Annotated in this window: 12 protein-coding genes; 9 read left to right on the top strand and 3 right to left on the bottom strand. The window is 60.0% G+C overall.

The features are described from left to right. Window positions 1-196: 196 nt before the first annotated feature. The 3 genes from dapC to map are packed head-to-tail and all read right to left on the bottom strand — an operon-like array spanning window position 197 to window position 4,921. Window positions 197-1,390, bottom strand: a complete 1,194-nt coding sequence (gene dapC / locus NVV94_RS06055; protein ID WP_258446326.1) for a succinyldiaminopimelate transaminase — start codon at window positions 1,388-1,390, stop codon at window positions 197-199. Between the two features lie 17 nt (window positions 1,391-1,407). Continuing rightward, window positions 1,408-4,110 (bottom strand): [protein-PII] uridylyltransferase, encoded by a 2,703-nt coding sequence (locus NVV94_RS06060; protein ID WP_258446327.1) that lies wholly within the window; start codon window positions 4,108-4,110, stop codon window positions 1,408-1,410. A gap of 28 nt (window positions 4,111-4,138) precedes the next feature. Next, the gene (gene map / locus NVV94_RS06065; RefSeq protein WP_258446328.1) at window positions 4,139-4,921 is read right to left on the bottom strand and encodes a type I methionyl aminopeptidase; all 783 of its coding nucleotides are present in this window, start codon (window positions 4,919-4,921) and stop codon (window positions 4,139-4,141) included. Between the two features lie 347 nt (window positions 4,922-5,268). Here map and rpsB point away from each other — a divergent pair, with 347 nt between their 5' ends. The 9 genes from rpsB (at window position 5,269) to bamA (ending at window position 15,167) form a co-directional block, all read left to right on the top strand. Continuing rightward, window positions 5,269-6,009 carry a 30S ribosomal protein S2 gene (gene rpsB, locus NVV94_RS06070; RefSeq protein WP_258446329.1) on the top strand — a complete coding sequence of 247 codons (741 nt, stop codon included), beginning with the start codon at window positions 5,269-5,271 and terminating at the stop codon, window positions 6,007-6,009. A 191-nt stretch (window positions 6,010-6,200) separates the two neighbouring features. Further along, window positions 6,201-7,073 carry a translation elongation factor Ts gene (tsf, locus tag NVV94_RS06075; RefSeq protein ID WP_258446330.1) on the top strand — a complete coding sequence of 291 codons (873 nt, stop codon included), beginning with the start codon at window positions 6,201-6,203 and terminating at the stop codon, window positions 7,071-7,073. A gap of 189 nt (window positions 7,074-7,262) precedes the next feature. Beyond that, window positions 7,263-8,006, top strand: a complete 744-nt coding sequence (gene pyrH / locus NVV94_RS06080; protein ID WP_258446331.1) for a UMP kinase — start codon at window positions 7,263-7,265, stop codon at window positions 8,004-8,006. Continuing rightward, window positions 8,003-8,560, top strand: coding sequence for a ribosome recycling factor (frr, locus tag NVV94_RS06085; RefSeq protein ID WP_258446332.1), 558 nt, complete (start codon window positions 8,003-8,005; stop codon window positions 8,558-8,560). The genes pyrH and frr overlap by 4 nt, the downstream gene beginning before the upstream one ends. Before the next feature lie 16 nt (window positions 8,561-8,576). Next, window positions 8,577-9,332: an isoprenyl transferase gene (locus NVV94_RS06090; RefSeq protein ID WP_258446333.1), complete on the top strand. Its 756-nt coding sequence runs from the start codon at window positions 8,577-8,579 to the stop codon at window positions 9,330-9,332. Next, window positions 9,332-10,147, top strand: coding sequence for a phosphatidate cytidylyltransferase (locus tag NVV94_RS06095; RefSeq protein WP_258446334.1), 816 nt, complete (start codon window positions 9,332-9,334; stop codon window positions 10,145-10,147). Before NVV94_RS06090 ends, NVV94_RS06095 begins: the two co-directional genes overlap by 1 nt. After that, window positions 10,144-11,334 (top strand): 1-deoxy-D-xylulose-5-phosphate reductoisomerase, encoded by a 1,191-nt coding sequence (gene ispC / locus NVV94_RS06100; protein WP_258446335.1) that lies wholly within the window; start codon window positions 10,144-10,146, stop codon window positions 11,332-11,334. The genes NVV94_RS06095 and ispC overlap by 4 nt, the downstream gene beginning before the upstream one ends. A gap of 57 nt (window positions 11,335-11,391) precedes the next feature. Continuing rightward, window positions 11,392-12,744: a sigma E protease regulator RseP gene (gene rseP / locus NVV94_RS06105; RefSeq protein ID WP_258446336.1), complete on the top strand. Its 1,353-nt coding sequence runs from the start codon at window positions 11,392-11,394 to the stop codon at window positions 12,742-12,744. A gap of 74 nt (window positions 12,745-12,818) precedes the next feature. Beyond that, window positions 12,819-15,167 (top strand): outer membrane protein assembly factor BamA, encoded by a 2,349-nt coding sequence (bamA, locus tag NVV94_RS06110; RefSeq protein ID WP_258446337.1) that lies wholly within the window; start codon window positions 12,819-12,821, stop codon window positions 15,165-15,167. The last annotated feature ends 38 nt before the right edge of the window (window positions 15,168-15,205 follow it).

Consider the following 15,205-nt stretch of genomic DNA (forward strand, 5'->3'; position numbering starts at 1 on the left):
TACAGGTTAGCCCGGATTCTGCGACTTTTATGCAACGTTCCGCCAGCAGGGTAAACCGTGAATATGTCGCTTCAGGTATTGGGCGAGCTGGATTTGAGTGAAGCGAACCTGGGGCAGGTCAAATGAAGCTGCGTGATCTGCTTTGAGATGTAGCGCCAGTCCTCATGACGCAAGGCGCCATGAGGACTGCTGAAGGTCAAGCCTTGAGGAAATCGCGAATCCGCTCGGCGGCTTCGACGCATTCGGCCAACGGCGCGACCAGTGCCATGCGCACGCGATTGGCGCCCGGGTTGAGGCCATCGACCTCGCGCGACAGGTAGGAGCCAGGCACTACGGTGACGTGCTGCTGCTCGAACAGATCACGGCAGAATTGCGCGTCATCCATCGGCACTTTCGGCCACAGGTAGAAGCCGCCGTCCGGTTTTTGCACGTCCAGCACCGGCGCGAGAATCTCCAGCACGGCATCGAACTTCTCGCGGTACAGGGCGCGGTTGGCGCGCACGTGCACTTCGTCGTTCCAGGCGGCGATGCTGGCCAGTTGGGTCTGAACCGGCATGGCGCAGCCGTGGTAGGTGCGATAGAGCAGGAAGGCCTTGAGAATGTCGGCGTCGCCGGCCACAAAGCCTGAGCGCAGGCCCGGCAGGTTGGAGCGCTTGGACAGGCTGTGGAACACCACGCAACGCTTGAAGTCGCTGCGGCCCAGGGCGGCGCAGGCGCTGAGCAGGCCGGCTGGCGGGGTTTGCTCGTCGAAGTAGAGCTCGCTGTAGCATTCGTCCGCGGCAATCACGAAGTCATGCTCGTCGGCCAGGGCGATCAGCTTCTTCAGGGTTTCCAGCGGGATCAAAGCGCCCGTCGGGTTGCCGGGCGAGCACAGGAAGAGGATCTGGCAGCGTTGCCAGATCTCTGCCGGCACGGCATCGAAGTCCGGGTTGAAGCCGTTTTCGTCCAGGCATGGCAGGTAATGCGGCTGCGCTCCGGCAAGGAACGCGGCGCCTTCATAGATCTGGTAGAAAGGGTTGGGGCTGACCACCAGGGCATCGTCGCTGCGATTAACCACCGCCTGGGTGAAGGAGAACAGCGCTTCGCGGGTGCCGTTGACCGGCAGCACATGGCGCGCAGGGTCCAGCCAGCCTGCCGGCACGCCGAAGCGGCGCTCGCACCAGTGGGCGATGGCTTCTCGCAAGGCCGGGATGCCCAGGGTGGTCGGGTAGACCGCCATCTGGTCGAGATTGGTCGACAGCGCCTCGGCGACAAAGCTTGGCGAACGGTGCTTCGGCTCGCCGATCGACAGGGCGATGGCGCGCTTTTCGGCGTTCGGTTTGACGCTGCCAAGCAAGGCGCGGAGTTTCTCGAACGGGTAGGGCTGGAGCTGGTTCAAAGCTTTGTTCATGGAGGGCGGGTCTCGAACTAGATGGTCAGGCGCGTCATTTCGATGCCGGGCGCCTGATTGGCGCTCAGTTGTTCGACGATGGCGTCCTGCAGCCGACTGCACAGCTGTGGGTCGGAGAGCGGTTGATTATTGGCGTCGGTGATGAAGAACACGTCCTCCACCCGTTCGCCCAGGGTGGCGATCTTGGCATTTTGCAGCGACAGGTCGAATTCCAGGAAGATCTTGCCGATCCTCGCCAGCAGGCCGGGGCGATCCGGGGCGCTGAGCTCGAGAATGGTCACCGGGCGCTGCGCATCGTTGTGGATGGTCACCTGCGGCGCGAAGGTGAAGTGCTTGAGCTGGCGCGGGACCCGACGCTGGATGATGGTCGGGTAATCGTCCGGATTGCGCAGGGCTTCGGTCAGGCCCTGGCGAATCTCCTTGACCCGCTGCGGGTTGTCGCCGATCGAGCCGCCGTCGTTGTCGAGCACGATGTAGGTGTCGAGGGTGAACTGGCTGCTGGAGGTGATAACCCGGGCGTCGTGAATGTTCAGGTTGAGCTGGTCCATCGCCGCTACCGTCACGGCAAAGAAGTCATGCTGGTCGGGGGCGTAGATGAAGATCTGGGTGCCGCCTTCGAATTCGCGCTGGGTGGTTTCCTTGATCAACACCAGCGGGCCGCCGTCGGCCGGCTGCTGGAGGATCGCGTCGCTGTGCCAGGCAACATCGCCGGCGGTATGGCGCAGGAAATAGTCGTCACCCAGTTGCGCCCAGAGTTGTTCGACGTCGTCCGGGTCGGTGCCGCTGCGCACCAGGATGTCGAGGGCGGCGCTTTGGGTCTGGCGGATCTGTTCTTCGCGGTCGAGCGGGTTCTCCAGGCCGCGGCGCAGGGCGCGCTTGGTCTCGGTGTAGAGCTGGCGCAGCAGGCTGGCACGCCAGGAGTTCCACAGGCTCGGGTTGGTGGCGTTGATGTCGGCCACGGTCAGCACATAGAGATAATCCAGGTGGATCTGGTCGCCGACCCGGTGGGCGAAATCATGGATGACCTGCGGGTCGGAGAGGTCTTTGCGTTGTGCGGTGGTCGACATTACCAGATGGTTCTGCACCAGCCAGACGACCAGGCGACTGTCCCAGATCGGCAGGTGATGACGCCTGCAGAACGCTTCGGCATCGACGGCGCCGAGGTCCGAATGGTCGCCCTGGCGACCCTTGCCGATGTCGTGATAGAGCCCGGCCAGGTAGATCAGTTCGGGCTTGGGCAGCTTGCCCATGAGCTTGCTGGCCAGCGGGAATTTCTCGGAAACCGGGGTGTACTGCAGCTTGCGCAGGTGCTTGATCAGGTTGAGGGTGTGCGCATCGACCGTGTAAATGTGGAACAGGTCATGCTGCATCTGCCCGATGATGTCGCCGAATTCGGGCAGGTAGCGACCGAGAATGCCGTAGCGGTTCATGCGGCGCAGGTTGCGGTGGATGCCGATTTCGCACTTGAACAGCTCGATGAACAGGCTGGTGTTGCGGATATCGTTGCGGAAATCGTCGTCGATCAGGTGGCGATGTTCGCGTAGCAGACGAATGGTGTCGGCACGCACGCCCTTGATTTCCGGGTGTTGCGCCATCAGCACGAAGATTTCCAGCATGGCGAACGGTGTGCGCTTGAACACGTTCGTGTGGGTTGCCTCGATGTAGCCGTCGTGCAGCTGAAATCGCGAATTGAGCGGCTGGGTGCTGCTGCTGGCATCGTCGGCGAGAATGACCTCTTCGAAATGCTGGATGATCAGGTCGCTGAGTTCAGCGATGCTCATGACCACCCGGTAGTACTTCTGCATGAACCGCTCGATGGCGCGTTTCGCATCGTCGTCCTTGAAGCCCAGCAGGCCGGCGATGGTGCGTTGGTGATCGAACAGCAGGCGGTCTTCGGCGCGCCCGGCGAGCATGTGCAGGGCATAGCGGACCTTCCACAGGAACTCCTGGGAGGAGGCCAGCAGGTTGTTTTCGCTCTCCAGCAAAAAGCCTTCGCCCGCCAACGCGTGCAAGTTCAGGGTGCCATATTGGCGGCGGGCCACCCAGAGGATGGTTTGAATGTCGCGCAGGCCGCCTGGCGAGCCCTTCACGTTGGGCTCCAGGTTGTATTCGGTATCGTTGTACTTGTGGTGCCGGGCCTTCTGCTCGGCACGCTTGCTCAGGAAAAATTCCTTGCTCGGCCACATCTGCTCGGTGCTGGTCACCTCGAGCATGCGCAGGCGCAGGCGCTCCGGGCCAGCAATGGTGCGGCTTTCCATCAGGTTGGTGATGATCGTGAGGTCGCCACGGGCCTGTTCGGCGCACTCTTTGATCGAGCGCACGCTCTGGCCGACCTCTAGCCCGATGTCCCACAGCAGGGTCAGAAAGCGCTCGATGGAGTCGCGGAAAATTTCGTGGTCGGCACTGTCGAGCAGTATCAACAGGTCGATGTCGGAATAGGGGTGCAGTTCGCCCCGTCCGTAGCCACCGACAGCCACCAGGGCGATGTCGGCGTCCTCGCTCCAGTCGAACTGGTTCCACGCCTGTTGCAGGATGTTATCGACGAACCAGGCGCGGTCTTCGATAAGGCGGCGGATCTCGCGCCCGCTGCGAAAGCGCGCGTCGAGCACTTCGCGGGCCTGGCGGATAGCTTTCTTGAAGGCGGCGATAGGGCTCGCTTTCAAGGCCAGTTCAGCCTGGAACTGGCCGCGGTCGAACAGCTCCGGGTCAACCTGGGGCATCGAGATTGCCTTCCTTAGTCAGGTTCATTCAGGCGGAAGTGCGCGTTATGGTGTCATCGCTGCGCAGGGTGAAGATCTCGTAGCCTGTCGCGGTGACCACCAGTGTATGTTCCCATTGGGCCGAAAGCTTGCGGTCCTTGGTGATCGCGGTCCAGCCGTCACCCAGTACCTTGGTCTCGGCGCGGCCCTGGTTGATCATGGGCTCGATGGTGAAGGCCATGCCTTCCTTGAGCTCCATACCGGTACCGGCGCGGCCGTAGTGCAGGATTTGCGGCTCTTCGTGGAACACCTTGCCGATGCCGTGCCCGCAGAATTCGCGTACCACCGAGAATCCGTTCTTCTCGGCGTGCTTCTGGATCACCTCGCCGATGTCGCCCAGGCGGCAACCTGGCTTGACCAGTTGAATGGCCTTGTACATGCATTCCTGGGTGACCTGGGACAGACGCTCGGCCCAGACCGGCACGGTGCCGACGTGGAACATGCGGCTGGTGTCGCCGTGGTAGCCGTCCTTGATCACGGTGACGTCGATATTCAGGGTGTCGCCATCCTTCAACGGTTTTTCGTTGGGGATACCGTGGCAGACCACATGGTTGATCGAGGTGCAGATGGACTTGGGAAAGCCCTTGTAGTTCAGCGGCGCAGGGATGGCCTTCTGCTCGTTGACGATATAATCATGGCAGATGCGGTCCAGCTCTTCGGTGGTGACGCCGGGCTTGACATATTCACCGATCATTTCCAGCACCTCGGCAGCCAGACGGCCGGCGATGCGCATCTTCTCGATGTCTTCGGGGGTTTTGATGGTGACAGTCATACAGGCTCTCTCGGCGCTCGCTGGCGCATGGAAACACGGGTAAGTCGCAATTCTAACAGACGTGCGGTCGTTGCATGCGCAGTCCGCGATTGCATCTCTATATAGAGGTCATGCGGGCCATTGTTGCGCGAATCAAGTCCGTGCGCAAAAGTCGTTGTTCGGTAAAGTGATTTCGGGTTTCTCTGTGCCCGATTTTGTGATATAAAATGCGCCGCTTTACGGGGATAGCCCCCGAAAGCCTAAACCCACACACGTGTCGACACGATGACCTGGGTGCCCGGAGCTCGAAGCTGCTGGTTGGTCATTGGGATACGTGGAGGCCTAACCCGACTTATCAAGGAACTATCATGTCCCAAGTCAATATGCGCGATATGCTGAAGGCCGGTGTGCACTTCGGTCACCAAACCCGTTACTGGAATCCGAAAATGGGCAAGTACATTTTCGGCGCGCGTAACAAGATTCACATCATCAACCTTGAAAAAACCCTGCCGATGTTCAACGAAGCCCTGACTTTCGTTGAGCGCCTGGCCCAGGGCAAAAACAAGATCCTGTTCGTCGGCACCAAGCGTTCCGCTGGCAAGATCGTCGCTGAAGAAGCAGCACGTTGCGGCTCGCCGTACGTCGATCACCGCTGGTTGGGCGGCATGCTGACCAACTTCAAAACCATCCGTGCTTCGATCAAGCGTCTGCGCGACCTGGAAACCCAGGCCGAAGATGGCACCTTCGCCAAGCTGACCAAGAAAGAAGCCCTGATGCGCACCCGTGATCTGGAAAAACTGGATCGCAGCCTGGGTGGTATCAAGGACATGGGCGGTCTGCCTGACGCGCTGTTCGTGATCGACGTTGACCACGAGCGCATCGCAATCACCGAAGCCAACAAGCTGGGCATCCCGGTCATCGGCGTTGTCGATACCAACAGCAGCCCGGAAGGCGTTGACTACATCATCCCAGGCAACGATGACGCAATCCGCGCTATCCAGCTGTACATGGGTTCGATGGCTGACGCTGTTATCCGTGGCCGCAACTACGTCGCTGGCGGTACCGAAGAGTACATCCAGGACGCTCCAGCTGCAGCGGTAGAAGGCTGAGTCATTAACGCCTGGCGTTGACTCAGTACGCAAAAAGGGGGCTTTGCCCCCTTTTTGCCACCTCGAAATCCCTTTACCGGCGTAGTCATTGCATTCTTGTTTTTGCGCAGTAACTGGTAACGGGTTTCAAGAATTGATCGCCCGTAAGCATCGGGTGGAATGGTTAAAAACCTATCCAAGAGGAATTTGAAATGGCAGAAATTACTGCAGCTTTGGTCAAGGAACTGCGCGAGCGTACTGGCGAAGGCATGATGGACTGCAAAAAGGCCCTCACCAAGGCCGGCGGCGACATCGAAAAAGCCATTGATGACATGCGTGCCTCGGGCGCCATCAAAGCCGCCAAGAAAGCAGGCAACGTTGCGGCTGAAGGCGCTATCGCCCTTAAAGTCGCTGAAGACGGCAAATCTGCCGTGATCCTGGAAATCAACTCGCAGACCGACTTCCTGGCTCTGCAGGACGACTTCAAGAACTTCGTTGCTGCCAGCATCGAAAAAGCCTTCGCTGACAAGCTGACCGACGCAGCTCCGCTGATCGCCGCTCAAGAACCTGCTCGTGAAGCGCTGGTTGCCAAGGTTGGTGAGAACGTCAACATTCGTCGTCTGACTCGCGTTGAAGGCGACGTGGTTGATGGCTACCTGCACGGTAACAAGATCGGTGTTGTCGTTGCCCTCAAAGGCGGCAACGCCGAGCTGGCCAAAGACATCGCCATGCACGTGGCTGCCAGCAACCCTGAGTTCCTGCTGCCTTCGGAAGTCTCGGCTGAAGCCATCGAACGCGAAAAAGGCGTGTTCCTGACCCTCAACGAAGACAAGATCAAGGGCAAGCCAGCCGACATCGTCGAGAAAATGGTTGCCGGTCGTATCAGCAAGTTCCTGGCTGAAGCCAGCCTGGTCGAGCAGGCGTTCGTCAAGAACCCTGAGATCAAGGTCGGTGAGCTGGCCAAGAAAGGCGGCGCTGAAATCGTTTCGTTCACCTACTTCAAAGTGGGTGAGGGCATCGAGAAGCCAGTCGACAACTTCGCAGAAGAAGTTGCCGCACAAGTGGCTGCTGCCAGCAAGCAATAAGACGGATTAATCTCTGTCGCCCCGAAGAGGCTGCCCGCTCACGCGCGCAGCCTCTTTGTCAAAGGGCAGGGGATCGAGGCTTACAAGGCCGGGACCCCATGGCGCAGTCGCTGCGCCACGCTAGAGTTAGCCCAGGCTGTAAACAGCCGGCTCAGAATTTTTTGAAAACGCCGCAGGAGAGAACTCGCAATGGCTCAGCAGGTTAGTGGTCGTCAACCTCGCTATAAACGCATTTTGCTCAAACTTAGCGGCGAGGCCCTGATGGGCTCGGAAGAGTTCGGGATCGACCCGAAAGTACTGGATCGCATGGCACTGGAAGTCGGTCAGTTGGTCGGCATCGGTGTCCAGGTAGGCCTGGTCATCGGCGGCGGCAACCTGTTCCGGGGTGCGGCCCTCAGCGCCGCAGGCATGGATCGCGTCACCGGCGACCATATGGGTATGCTGGCAACCGTAATGAACGCCTTGGCCATGCGCGACGCGCTGGAGCGTTCGAATATCCCGGCTATCGTCATGTCGGCGATTTCCATGGTCGGCGTTACCGATCACTATGATCGTCGCAAGGGTATTCGCCACCTCAATTCCGGCGATGTGGTGATTTTCGCCGCCGGTACCGGCAACCCCTTCTTTACCACCGACTCGGCCGCTTGCCTGCGCGCCATCGAGATCGATGCCGACGTGGTCCTGAAGGCGACCAAGGTCGATGGCGTGTACACTGCCGATCCGTTCAAGGATCCGCATGCTGAGAAATTTGACCGTCTGACGTACGATGAAGTGCTCGATCGCAAACTCGGCGTGATGGACCTGACCGCTATCTGCCTGTGCCGCGATCACAAGATGCCGTTGCGTGTGTTTAACATGAATAAGCCTGGTGCTCTGCTGAACATCGTAGTGGGCGGCGCTGAAGGAACTCTGATCGAGGAAGGCGAAGAATGATCAACGAAATCAAGAAAGACGCTCAAGAGCGCATGAGGAAGTCCCTGGAGTCCCTGGCGCATGCATTTGGCCGTATTCGTACCGGCCAGGCTCACCCAAGCATTCTTGAGGGTGTGATGGTGCCGTATTACGGCGCCGATACACCCATCAAGCAGGTGGCTAACATCTCGGTCAAAGACGCCCGTACCCTGCAAGTCGTGGCGTTCGAGCGCAACATGCTGGGGGCCGTCGACAAGGCTATCCAGAGCGCCGGCCTGAACCTGAACCCGACAAACCTGGGTGAGCTGCTGCTGATCAGCATGCCGGCCCTGACTGAAGAAACCCGCAAGGGCTTCACCAAGCAGGCCCGCGAAGCAGCCGAAGATGCTCGCGTAGCCGTGCGCAACATCCGTCGCGATGCGCTGGGTCAGTTCAAGGATCTGGTCAAAGAGAAAGAAGTCAGCGAAGACGAAGAGCGTCGCGCAGCTGACGACATTCAGAAGCTGACCGACAAGTTCGTGGCCGAGATCGAGGCTGCTGTGAAGCAGAAAGAAGCGGACTTGATGGTCGTATAAGGGTTTAGGCGCTTTCATGGAAAAGACTAAGCAGGCTGTGCCGTCTACGGTACCGCGCCACGTCGCGATCATCATGGATGGGAATAATCGCTGGGCGAAGAAGCGCCTGCTGCCCGGCGTAGCCGGGCACAAGGCCGGCGTGGATGCGGTGCGCGCGGTCATCGAGGTGTGCGCCGACGCCAAGGTTGAGGTGCTCACGCTGTTCGCCTTCTCGAGCGAGAACTGGCAGCGCCCGGCCGAAGAGGTCGGGGCCTTGATGGAGCTGTTCTTCTCGGCGCTGCGGCGTGAAGCCAAGCGCTTGAACGAGAACAATATCAGCCTGCGGATCATCGGTGATCGCTCGCGCTTCCATCCGGAATTGCAGACGGCCATGCGCGAGGCTGAAGCGCTGACGGCCGGCAACAAGGGCTTCATTCTGCAGATCGCCGCCAATTACGGCGGTCAGTGGGATATCGCCCAGGCTGCCCAGCGGCTCGCCCGGGAAGTGCAGGCCGGTCATCTGAGGCCGGAAGACATTACCCCGGAGCTGCTGCAGACCTGTCTGGCAACCGGTGATCTGCCGTTGCCCGATCTGTGTATCCGCACCGGTGGCGAGCATCGCATCAGCAACTTCCTGCTGTGGCAGCTGGCCTATGCCGAGTTGTACTTCAGTGATCTGTACTGGCCGGACTTCAAACACGAGGCCATGCGCAAGGCGCTGGCCGATTTCGCTTCGCGTCAGCGTCGTTTCGGTAAAACGAGCGAACAGGTCGAATCTGGAGCTCGTGCTTAATGCTTAAACAACGAATCATCACCGCGTTGATTCTGCTGCCGATCGCCCTGGGCGGTTTTTTCCTTCTGGAAGGCGCAGGGTTTGCCCTGTTCATTGGTCTGGTGGTGAGTCTTGGCGCCTGGGAATGGGCGCGTCTGGCCGGATTCGAAGCGCAGTCGTATCGAGTCGGTTATGCCGGGATCGTCGCGGTTTCGCTGTTGCTGCTCTATCTGGTGCCTGGTCTGGCCCCCTGGATATTGGGCGCTTCGGTTCTCTGGTGGCTGTTGGCGACCTTTCTGGTGCTGACCTATCCAAAAACCAGTGAAAACTGGTCCAGCGCGGCCTGCAAGCTGCTGTTCGGCTTCCTGATTCTGCTGCCGGCCTGGCAAGGGCTGGTGCTGCTCAAGCAATGGCCGCTGGGCAACTGGTTGATCCTGTCGGTGATGGTGCTGGTTTGGGCTGCCGATATTGGCGCCTATTTTTCCGGCAAGGCTTTCGGCAAGCGCAAGCTGGCGCCTCAGGTCAGCCCGGGCAAGAGCTGGGAAGGCCTGTATGGCGGGTTGCTGCTCAGCCTGATCATCACTACCGTGGTTGCCGTTTCCCGCGAGTGGACCGCTGGCGAGCTGATCCTGGGCTTGCTGGGTGCTGCCGTGGTTGTGTTGGTATCGGTGGTGGGTGATTTGACCGAAAGCATGTTCAAGCGCCGCTCGGGTATCAAGGACAGCAGCAATCTGCTGCCTGGCCATGGCGGGGTGCTTGATCGCATCGATAGTCTGACGGCTGCCATTCCGGTATTCGCGGTGTTGCTGTGGGCTGCGAACTGGGGTGTGATGTGAGCCGCCCTCAACAGATCACCGTACTGGGTGCCACCGGTTCCATTGGCCTGAGTACCCTGGACGTCATCGCCCGTCACCCCGATCGTTACCAGGTGTTCGCCCTGAGTGGCTACTCGCGCCTGAGCGAGCTGCTGGCGTTGTGCGTGCGCCATGCGCCGGCCTACGCCGTCGTGCCTCAAGCGGCTGCAGCGCAGGGTTTGCAGGCGGATTTGCGTGCGGCCGGTGTCCGCACTCAGGTGCTGGTGGGCGAAGAGGGGTTGTGTCAGGTCGCCGCTGCGCCCGAGGTCGACGCCGTGATGGCGGCGATCGTCGGTGCGGCGGGCTTGCGGCCAACCCTGGCGGCCGTTGAAGCCGGCAAGAAAGTATTGTTGGCCAACAAAGAGGCGCTGGTGATGTCCGGCGCTCTGTTCATGCAGGCGGTTCGCCGCAGCGGTGCGGTATTGCTGCCGATCGACAGCGAGCACAATGCGATTTTCCAGTGTCTGCCAGGGGATTTCTCGCGCGGGCTGGGCAAGGTCGGTGTTCGGCGTATTCTGCTCACAGCCTCCGGTGGCCCCTTTCGGGAGACGCCGCTGGCCGAGCTGGCGGACGTTACGCCGGAACAGGCATGTGCCCATCCGAACTGGTCCATGGGTCGCAAGATCTCGGTCGACTCGGCGAGCATGATGAACAAGGGGCTGGAGCTGATCGAGGCCTGTTGGCTGTTCGATGCCCGGCCGTCCCAGATCGAAGTGGTGGTACACCCGCAAAGCGTGATTCATTCGCTGGTCGATTACGTCGATGGCTCGGTGCTGGCGCAGTTGGGCAACCCTGATATGCGTACACCGATCGCCCATGCCCTGGCTTGGCCGGAACGGATCGACTCCGGCGTGGCTCCGCTGGATCTGTTCGCCATTGCCCGGCTGGATTTCCAGGCACCCGACGAGCAGCGTTTCCCGTGCCTGCGCCTGGCGCGCCAGGCAGCCGAGGCTGGCAACAATGCACCGGCAATGCTCAACGCCGCCAATGAGGTGGCCGTGTCGGCATTTCTCGAGCGGCGCATCCGCTATCCCGAGATCGCGAGTATTATCGAACACGTACTAAACCTTGAGCCGGTCGTCGCGGTCCAGGCGCTGGATGCGGTATTTGCCGCCGATGCGAAGGCGCGCCAATTGGCAGAACTCTGGTTGCGTGATCACGGTCGATAGGGGCGTGTATGCCAGCGTTGCAGGCCCCGGCCCGGTAGAAGTTATTCGGAGAAAGACATGAGTGCGCTCTACATGATTATCGGCACCCTGGTGGCATTGGGTGTGCTGGTCACCTTTCACGAATTCGGTCACTTTTGGGTGGCGCGCCGGTGCGGCGTCAAGGTCCTGCGTTTTTCCGTGGGCTTCGGCACGCCCTTGCTGCGCTGGCGTGACCGTCAGGGTACGGAATATGTCGTGGCGGCAATTCCCCTGGGCGGCTACGTCAAGATGCTCGACGAGCGTGAGGGCGAAGTGCCGGCCGATCAGCTCGACCAGTCGTTCAACCGCAAGTCGGTGCGCCAGCGCATTGCAATAGTGGCGGCCGGCCCTGTCGCCAACTTTCTGCTGGCCCTGGTGTTCTTCTGGGTGCTGGCCATGCTCGGCACTCAGCAGGTGCGTCCGGTCATCGGTGCGGTCGAAAGCGGCAGTATCGCGGCCGTTGCCGGGCTCAGTGCCGGTCAGGAAATTGTTTCGGTCGATGGCGAGCCGACGACGGGGTGGTCTGAGGTCAATCTGCAACTGATCCACCGTCTGGGCGAGAGTGGCTCGCTGCAAATTGTGGTTCGCGACGAGGGTTCGAGCGCAGAAGAGCCACGCGTGCTGGCCCTGAACAACTGGCTCAAGGGTGCTGACGAGCCGGATCCGATTCGCTCGCTGGGCATTCGCCCCTGGCGTCCGGCGCTGGCGCCGGTGCTTGCCGAACTGGATCCGAAAGGCCCGGCAAAGGCCGCCGGGCTCAAGACCGGCGATCGGTTGCTGACCCTCGACGGCGTGGCCTTGACCGACTGGCAACAGGTGGTAGATACGGTTCGCGCGCATCCGGGCGGCAAGGTTGCCTTCAAGGTCGAGCGTGACGGTGCGCCGTTCGATGTTTCGCTGACCCTCGCCAGCCGTGGCGAAGGCAAGGCGGCAAGTGGCTATCTCGGGGCCGGGGTAAAAGCTGTCGAATGGCCATCAACCATGCTCCGCGAAGTGAGTTACGGGCCTGTCGCGGCCATCGGCGAAGGGTTCGAGCGGACCTGGACCATGAGTGTCCTGACCCTCGACTCACTGAAGAAAATGCTCTTCGGCGAGCTCTCGGTAAAAAACTTGAGCGGACCGATAACCATTGCTAAAGTGGCGGGCGCTTCGGCCCAGTCCGGCGTGGGTGATTTTCTGAATTTCCTCGCCTACCTGAGCATTAGCCTGGGGGTTCTTAATTTGCTGCCCATTCCTGTATTGGATGGGGGGCATTTGCTGTTTTACCTGATCGAATGGGCGCGTGGTCGTCCCTTGTCGGATCGGGTGCAGGGTTGGGGGGTCCAGATCGGTATCAGTTTGGTAGTAGGGGTCATGCTGCTTGCCCTGATAAACGATTTGGGTCGACTGTAAAGCTTCGCTCAATTGCGAACCTGCCGCATTTTGCGGCAGTTTGTTTATTGCCAGTTGGAATAAGAAAGGACTTCATGAAACGTCTGCTGCTAACTGCGGTTCTCGCCGTACTGATGATCGCTGAAGTTCACGCTGAGTCCTTCACCATCTCCGATATTCGCGTCAATGGCCTGCAACGGGTATCCGCCGGCAGTGTCTTTGGCGCCTTGCCATTGAACGTCGGGGATGAAGCGGATGATCGACGCCTGGTGGATTCCACGCGTGCGTTGTTCAAAACCGGTTTCTTCCAGGATATCCAACTGAGTCGCGACGGCAACGTCCTGATCATTACTGTAGTCGAACGTCCTTCGGTCTCAAGTATTGAAATCGAAGGCAACAAGGCGATCACCACCGAAGACCTGATGAAAGGGCTGAAACAGTCCGGCCTGGCCGAAGGTGAAATCTTCCAGCGCGCCACCCTCGAAGGTGTTCGCAACGAGCTGCATCGCCAGTATGTCGCCCAGGGTCGCTACTCGGCCAGCGTGGATACCGAAGTGGTCCCGCAGCCGCGCAACCGTGTTGCGTTGAAGGTCAAGATCAACGAAGGCACCGTTGCGGCCATCCAGCACATCAACATTGTGGGCAACACCGTCTTCCCGGACGAAGACCTGATCGACCTGTTCGAACTCAAGACCAGCAACTGGCTGTCGTTCTTCAAGAACGACGACAAGTATGCGCGTGAAAAACTCTCCGGTGACCTGGAGCGTCTGCGTTCCTACTACCTGGACCGCGGCTATATCAACATGGATATCGCCTCCACCCAGGTATCGATCACGCCAGACAAGAAAAACGTCTATATCACGGTCAACGTCAACGAAGGCGAGAAGTACAGCGTTCGTGAAGTGAAGCTCTCCGGCGACCTGAAGGTCCCTGAAGACCAGATCCGCTCGCTGTTGCTGGTCCAGCCGGGCCAGGTATTCTCGCGCAAGGTCATGACCACCACCTCCGAGCTGATCACCCGTCGCCTGGGTAACGAAGGCTACACCTTCGCCAACGTCAACGGCGTGCCGCAGCCTCACGATGAAGACCACACCGTCGACATCACCTTCGTGGTCGATCCGGGCAAGCGCGCCTACGTGAACCGCATCAACTTCCGTGGCAACACCAAGACCGAAGACGAAGTGCTGCGTCGTGAAATGCGCCAGATGGAAGGTGGCTGGGCTTCGACCTACCTGATCGACCAGTCCAAGACCCGTCTGGAACGCCTGGGCTTCTTCAAGGAAGTGAACGTCGAGACCCCGGCCGTTCCGGGCACCGACGACCAGGTCGACGTGAACTACAGCGTTGAAGAGCAGGCATCGGGTTCGATTACCGCCAGCGTCGGTTTCGCCCAGAGCGCCGGCCTGATCCTGGGTGGTTCGATCAGCCAGAACAACTTCCTCGGTACCGGTAACAAGGTATCGGTCGGCCTGACCCGCAGTGAATACCAGAGCCGCTACAACTTCGGCTTCGTGGACCCCTACTGGACTGCCGACGGCGTGAGCCTGGGTTACAACGCCTTCTACCGCACCACCGACTACGATGACCTCGACGTCGATGTGGCGAGCTACTCGGTGGACAGCCTGGGTGCAGGTGTCAACGTCGGTTACCCGATCAGCGAAACCTCGCGCCTGACCTTTGGTCTGACTGCTCAGCAGGACGAAATCAAGACCGGTGTCTTCACTGTTGACGAGATTTTCGACTTCGTTGAGCAGGAAGGCGACAAATACCTGAACTTCAAGGCATCGGCCGGTTGGTCCGAGTCGACCCTGAACAAGGGCGTACTGGCAACCCGCGGTCACTCGCAAAGCCTGGTGCTGGAAAGCACCACGCCGGGTAGCGACCTGTCCTTCTTCAAGCTCGACTACCGTGGCCAGCTGTTCCAGCCATTGAGCGAAAAGTACACCATGCGCCTGCATACCCAGTTGGGCTATGGTGATGGTTACGGTTCGACCTCGGGCCTGCCATTCTACGAAAACTACTTTGCCGGTGGTTTCAACTCGGTACGTGGCTTCAAGGACAGCAGCCTTGGCCCGCGCAGTACGCCAAGTAAAGGCACCCGTCCGGGTACCCGGGAAGACCCGGACCAGGATCCGCTGCCGTTCGGTGGCAACGTGTTGATCCAAGGTGGTGCAGAGCTGTTGTTCCCGCTGCCGTTCGTCAAGGATCAGCGCTCGCTGCGTACCTCGGTATTCTGGGACGTGGGTAATGTATTCGACACCAACTGTGGCTCCAAGCCTTCGTGCGAAGACATCGGCGTGGGCGGCCTGGCAAGTTCCGTGGGTCTGGGCGTGACCTGGATCACGGCGCTGGGTCCATTGAGCTTCAGCCTGGCGATGCCGGTCAAGAAACCGGACGACGCCGATACCCAGGTGTTCCAATTCTCTCTCGGTCAGACCTTCTAAGCGTCTGACCCTAGCTAACGACAACGGATTCTGTAGGA

The organism is Pseudomonas sp. LS1212, assembly GCF_024741815.1.
Lineage (GTDB): Bacteria > Pseudomonadota > Gammaproteobacteria > Pseudomonadales > Pseudomonadaceae > Aquipseudomonas.

What these genes read in the sequence shown, in the direction of transcription:
- rpsB (WP_258446329.1), top strand. Translation starts at nt 5,269, where the DNA reads ATGTCCCAAGTCAATATGCGCGATATGCTGAAGGCCGGTGTGCACTTC.
- dapC (WP_258446326.1), bottom strand. Translation starts at nt 1,390, where the DNA reads ATGAACAAAGCTTTGAACCAGCTCCAGCCCTACCCGTTCGAGAAACTC.
- bamA (WP_258446337.1), top strand. Translation starts at nt 12,819, where the DNA reads ATGAAACGTCTGCTGCTAACTGCGGTTCTCGCCGTACTGATGATCGCT.
- NVV94_RS06060 (WP_258446327.1), bottom strand. Translation starts at nt 4,110, where the DNA reads ATGCCCCAGGTTGACCCGGAGCTGTTCGACCGCGGCCAGTTCCAGGCT.
- rseP (WP_258446336.1), top strand. Translation starts at nt 11,392, where the DNA reads ATGAGTGCGCTCTACATGATTATCGGCACCCTGGTGGCATTGGGTGTG.
- pyrH (WP_258446331.1), top strand. Translation starts at nt 7,263, where the DNA reads ATGGCTCAGCAGGTTAGTGGTCGTCAACCTCGCTATAAACGCATTTTG.
- map (WP_258446328.1), bottom strand. Translation starts at nt 4,921, where the DNA reads ATGACTGTCACCATCAAAACCCCCGAAGACATCGAGAAGATGCGCATC.
- frr (WP_258446332.1), top strand. Translation starts at nt 8,003, where the DNA reads ATGATCAACGAAATCAAGAAAGACGCTCAAGAGCGCATGAGGAAGTCC.
- NVV94_RS06090 (WP_258446333.1), top strand. Translation starts at nt 8,577, where the DNA reads ATGGAAAAGACTAAGCAGGCTGTGCCGTCTACGGTACCGCGCCACGTC.
- NVV94_RS06095 (WP_258446334.1), top strand. Translation starts at nt 9,332, where the DNA reads ATGCTTAAACAACGAATCATCACCGCGTTGATTCTGCTGCCGATCGCC.
- tsf (WP_258446330.1), top strand. Translation starts at nt 6,201, where the DNA reads ATGGCAGAAATTACTGCAGCTTTGGTCAAGGAACTGCGCGAGCGTACT.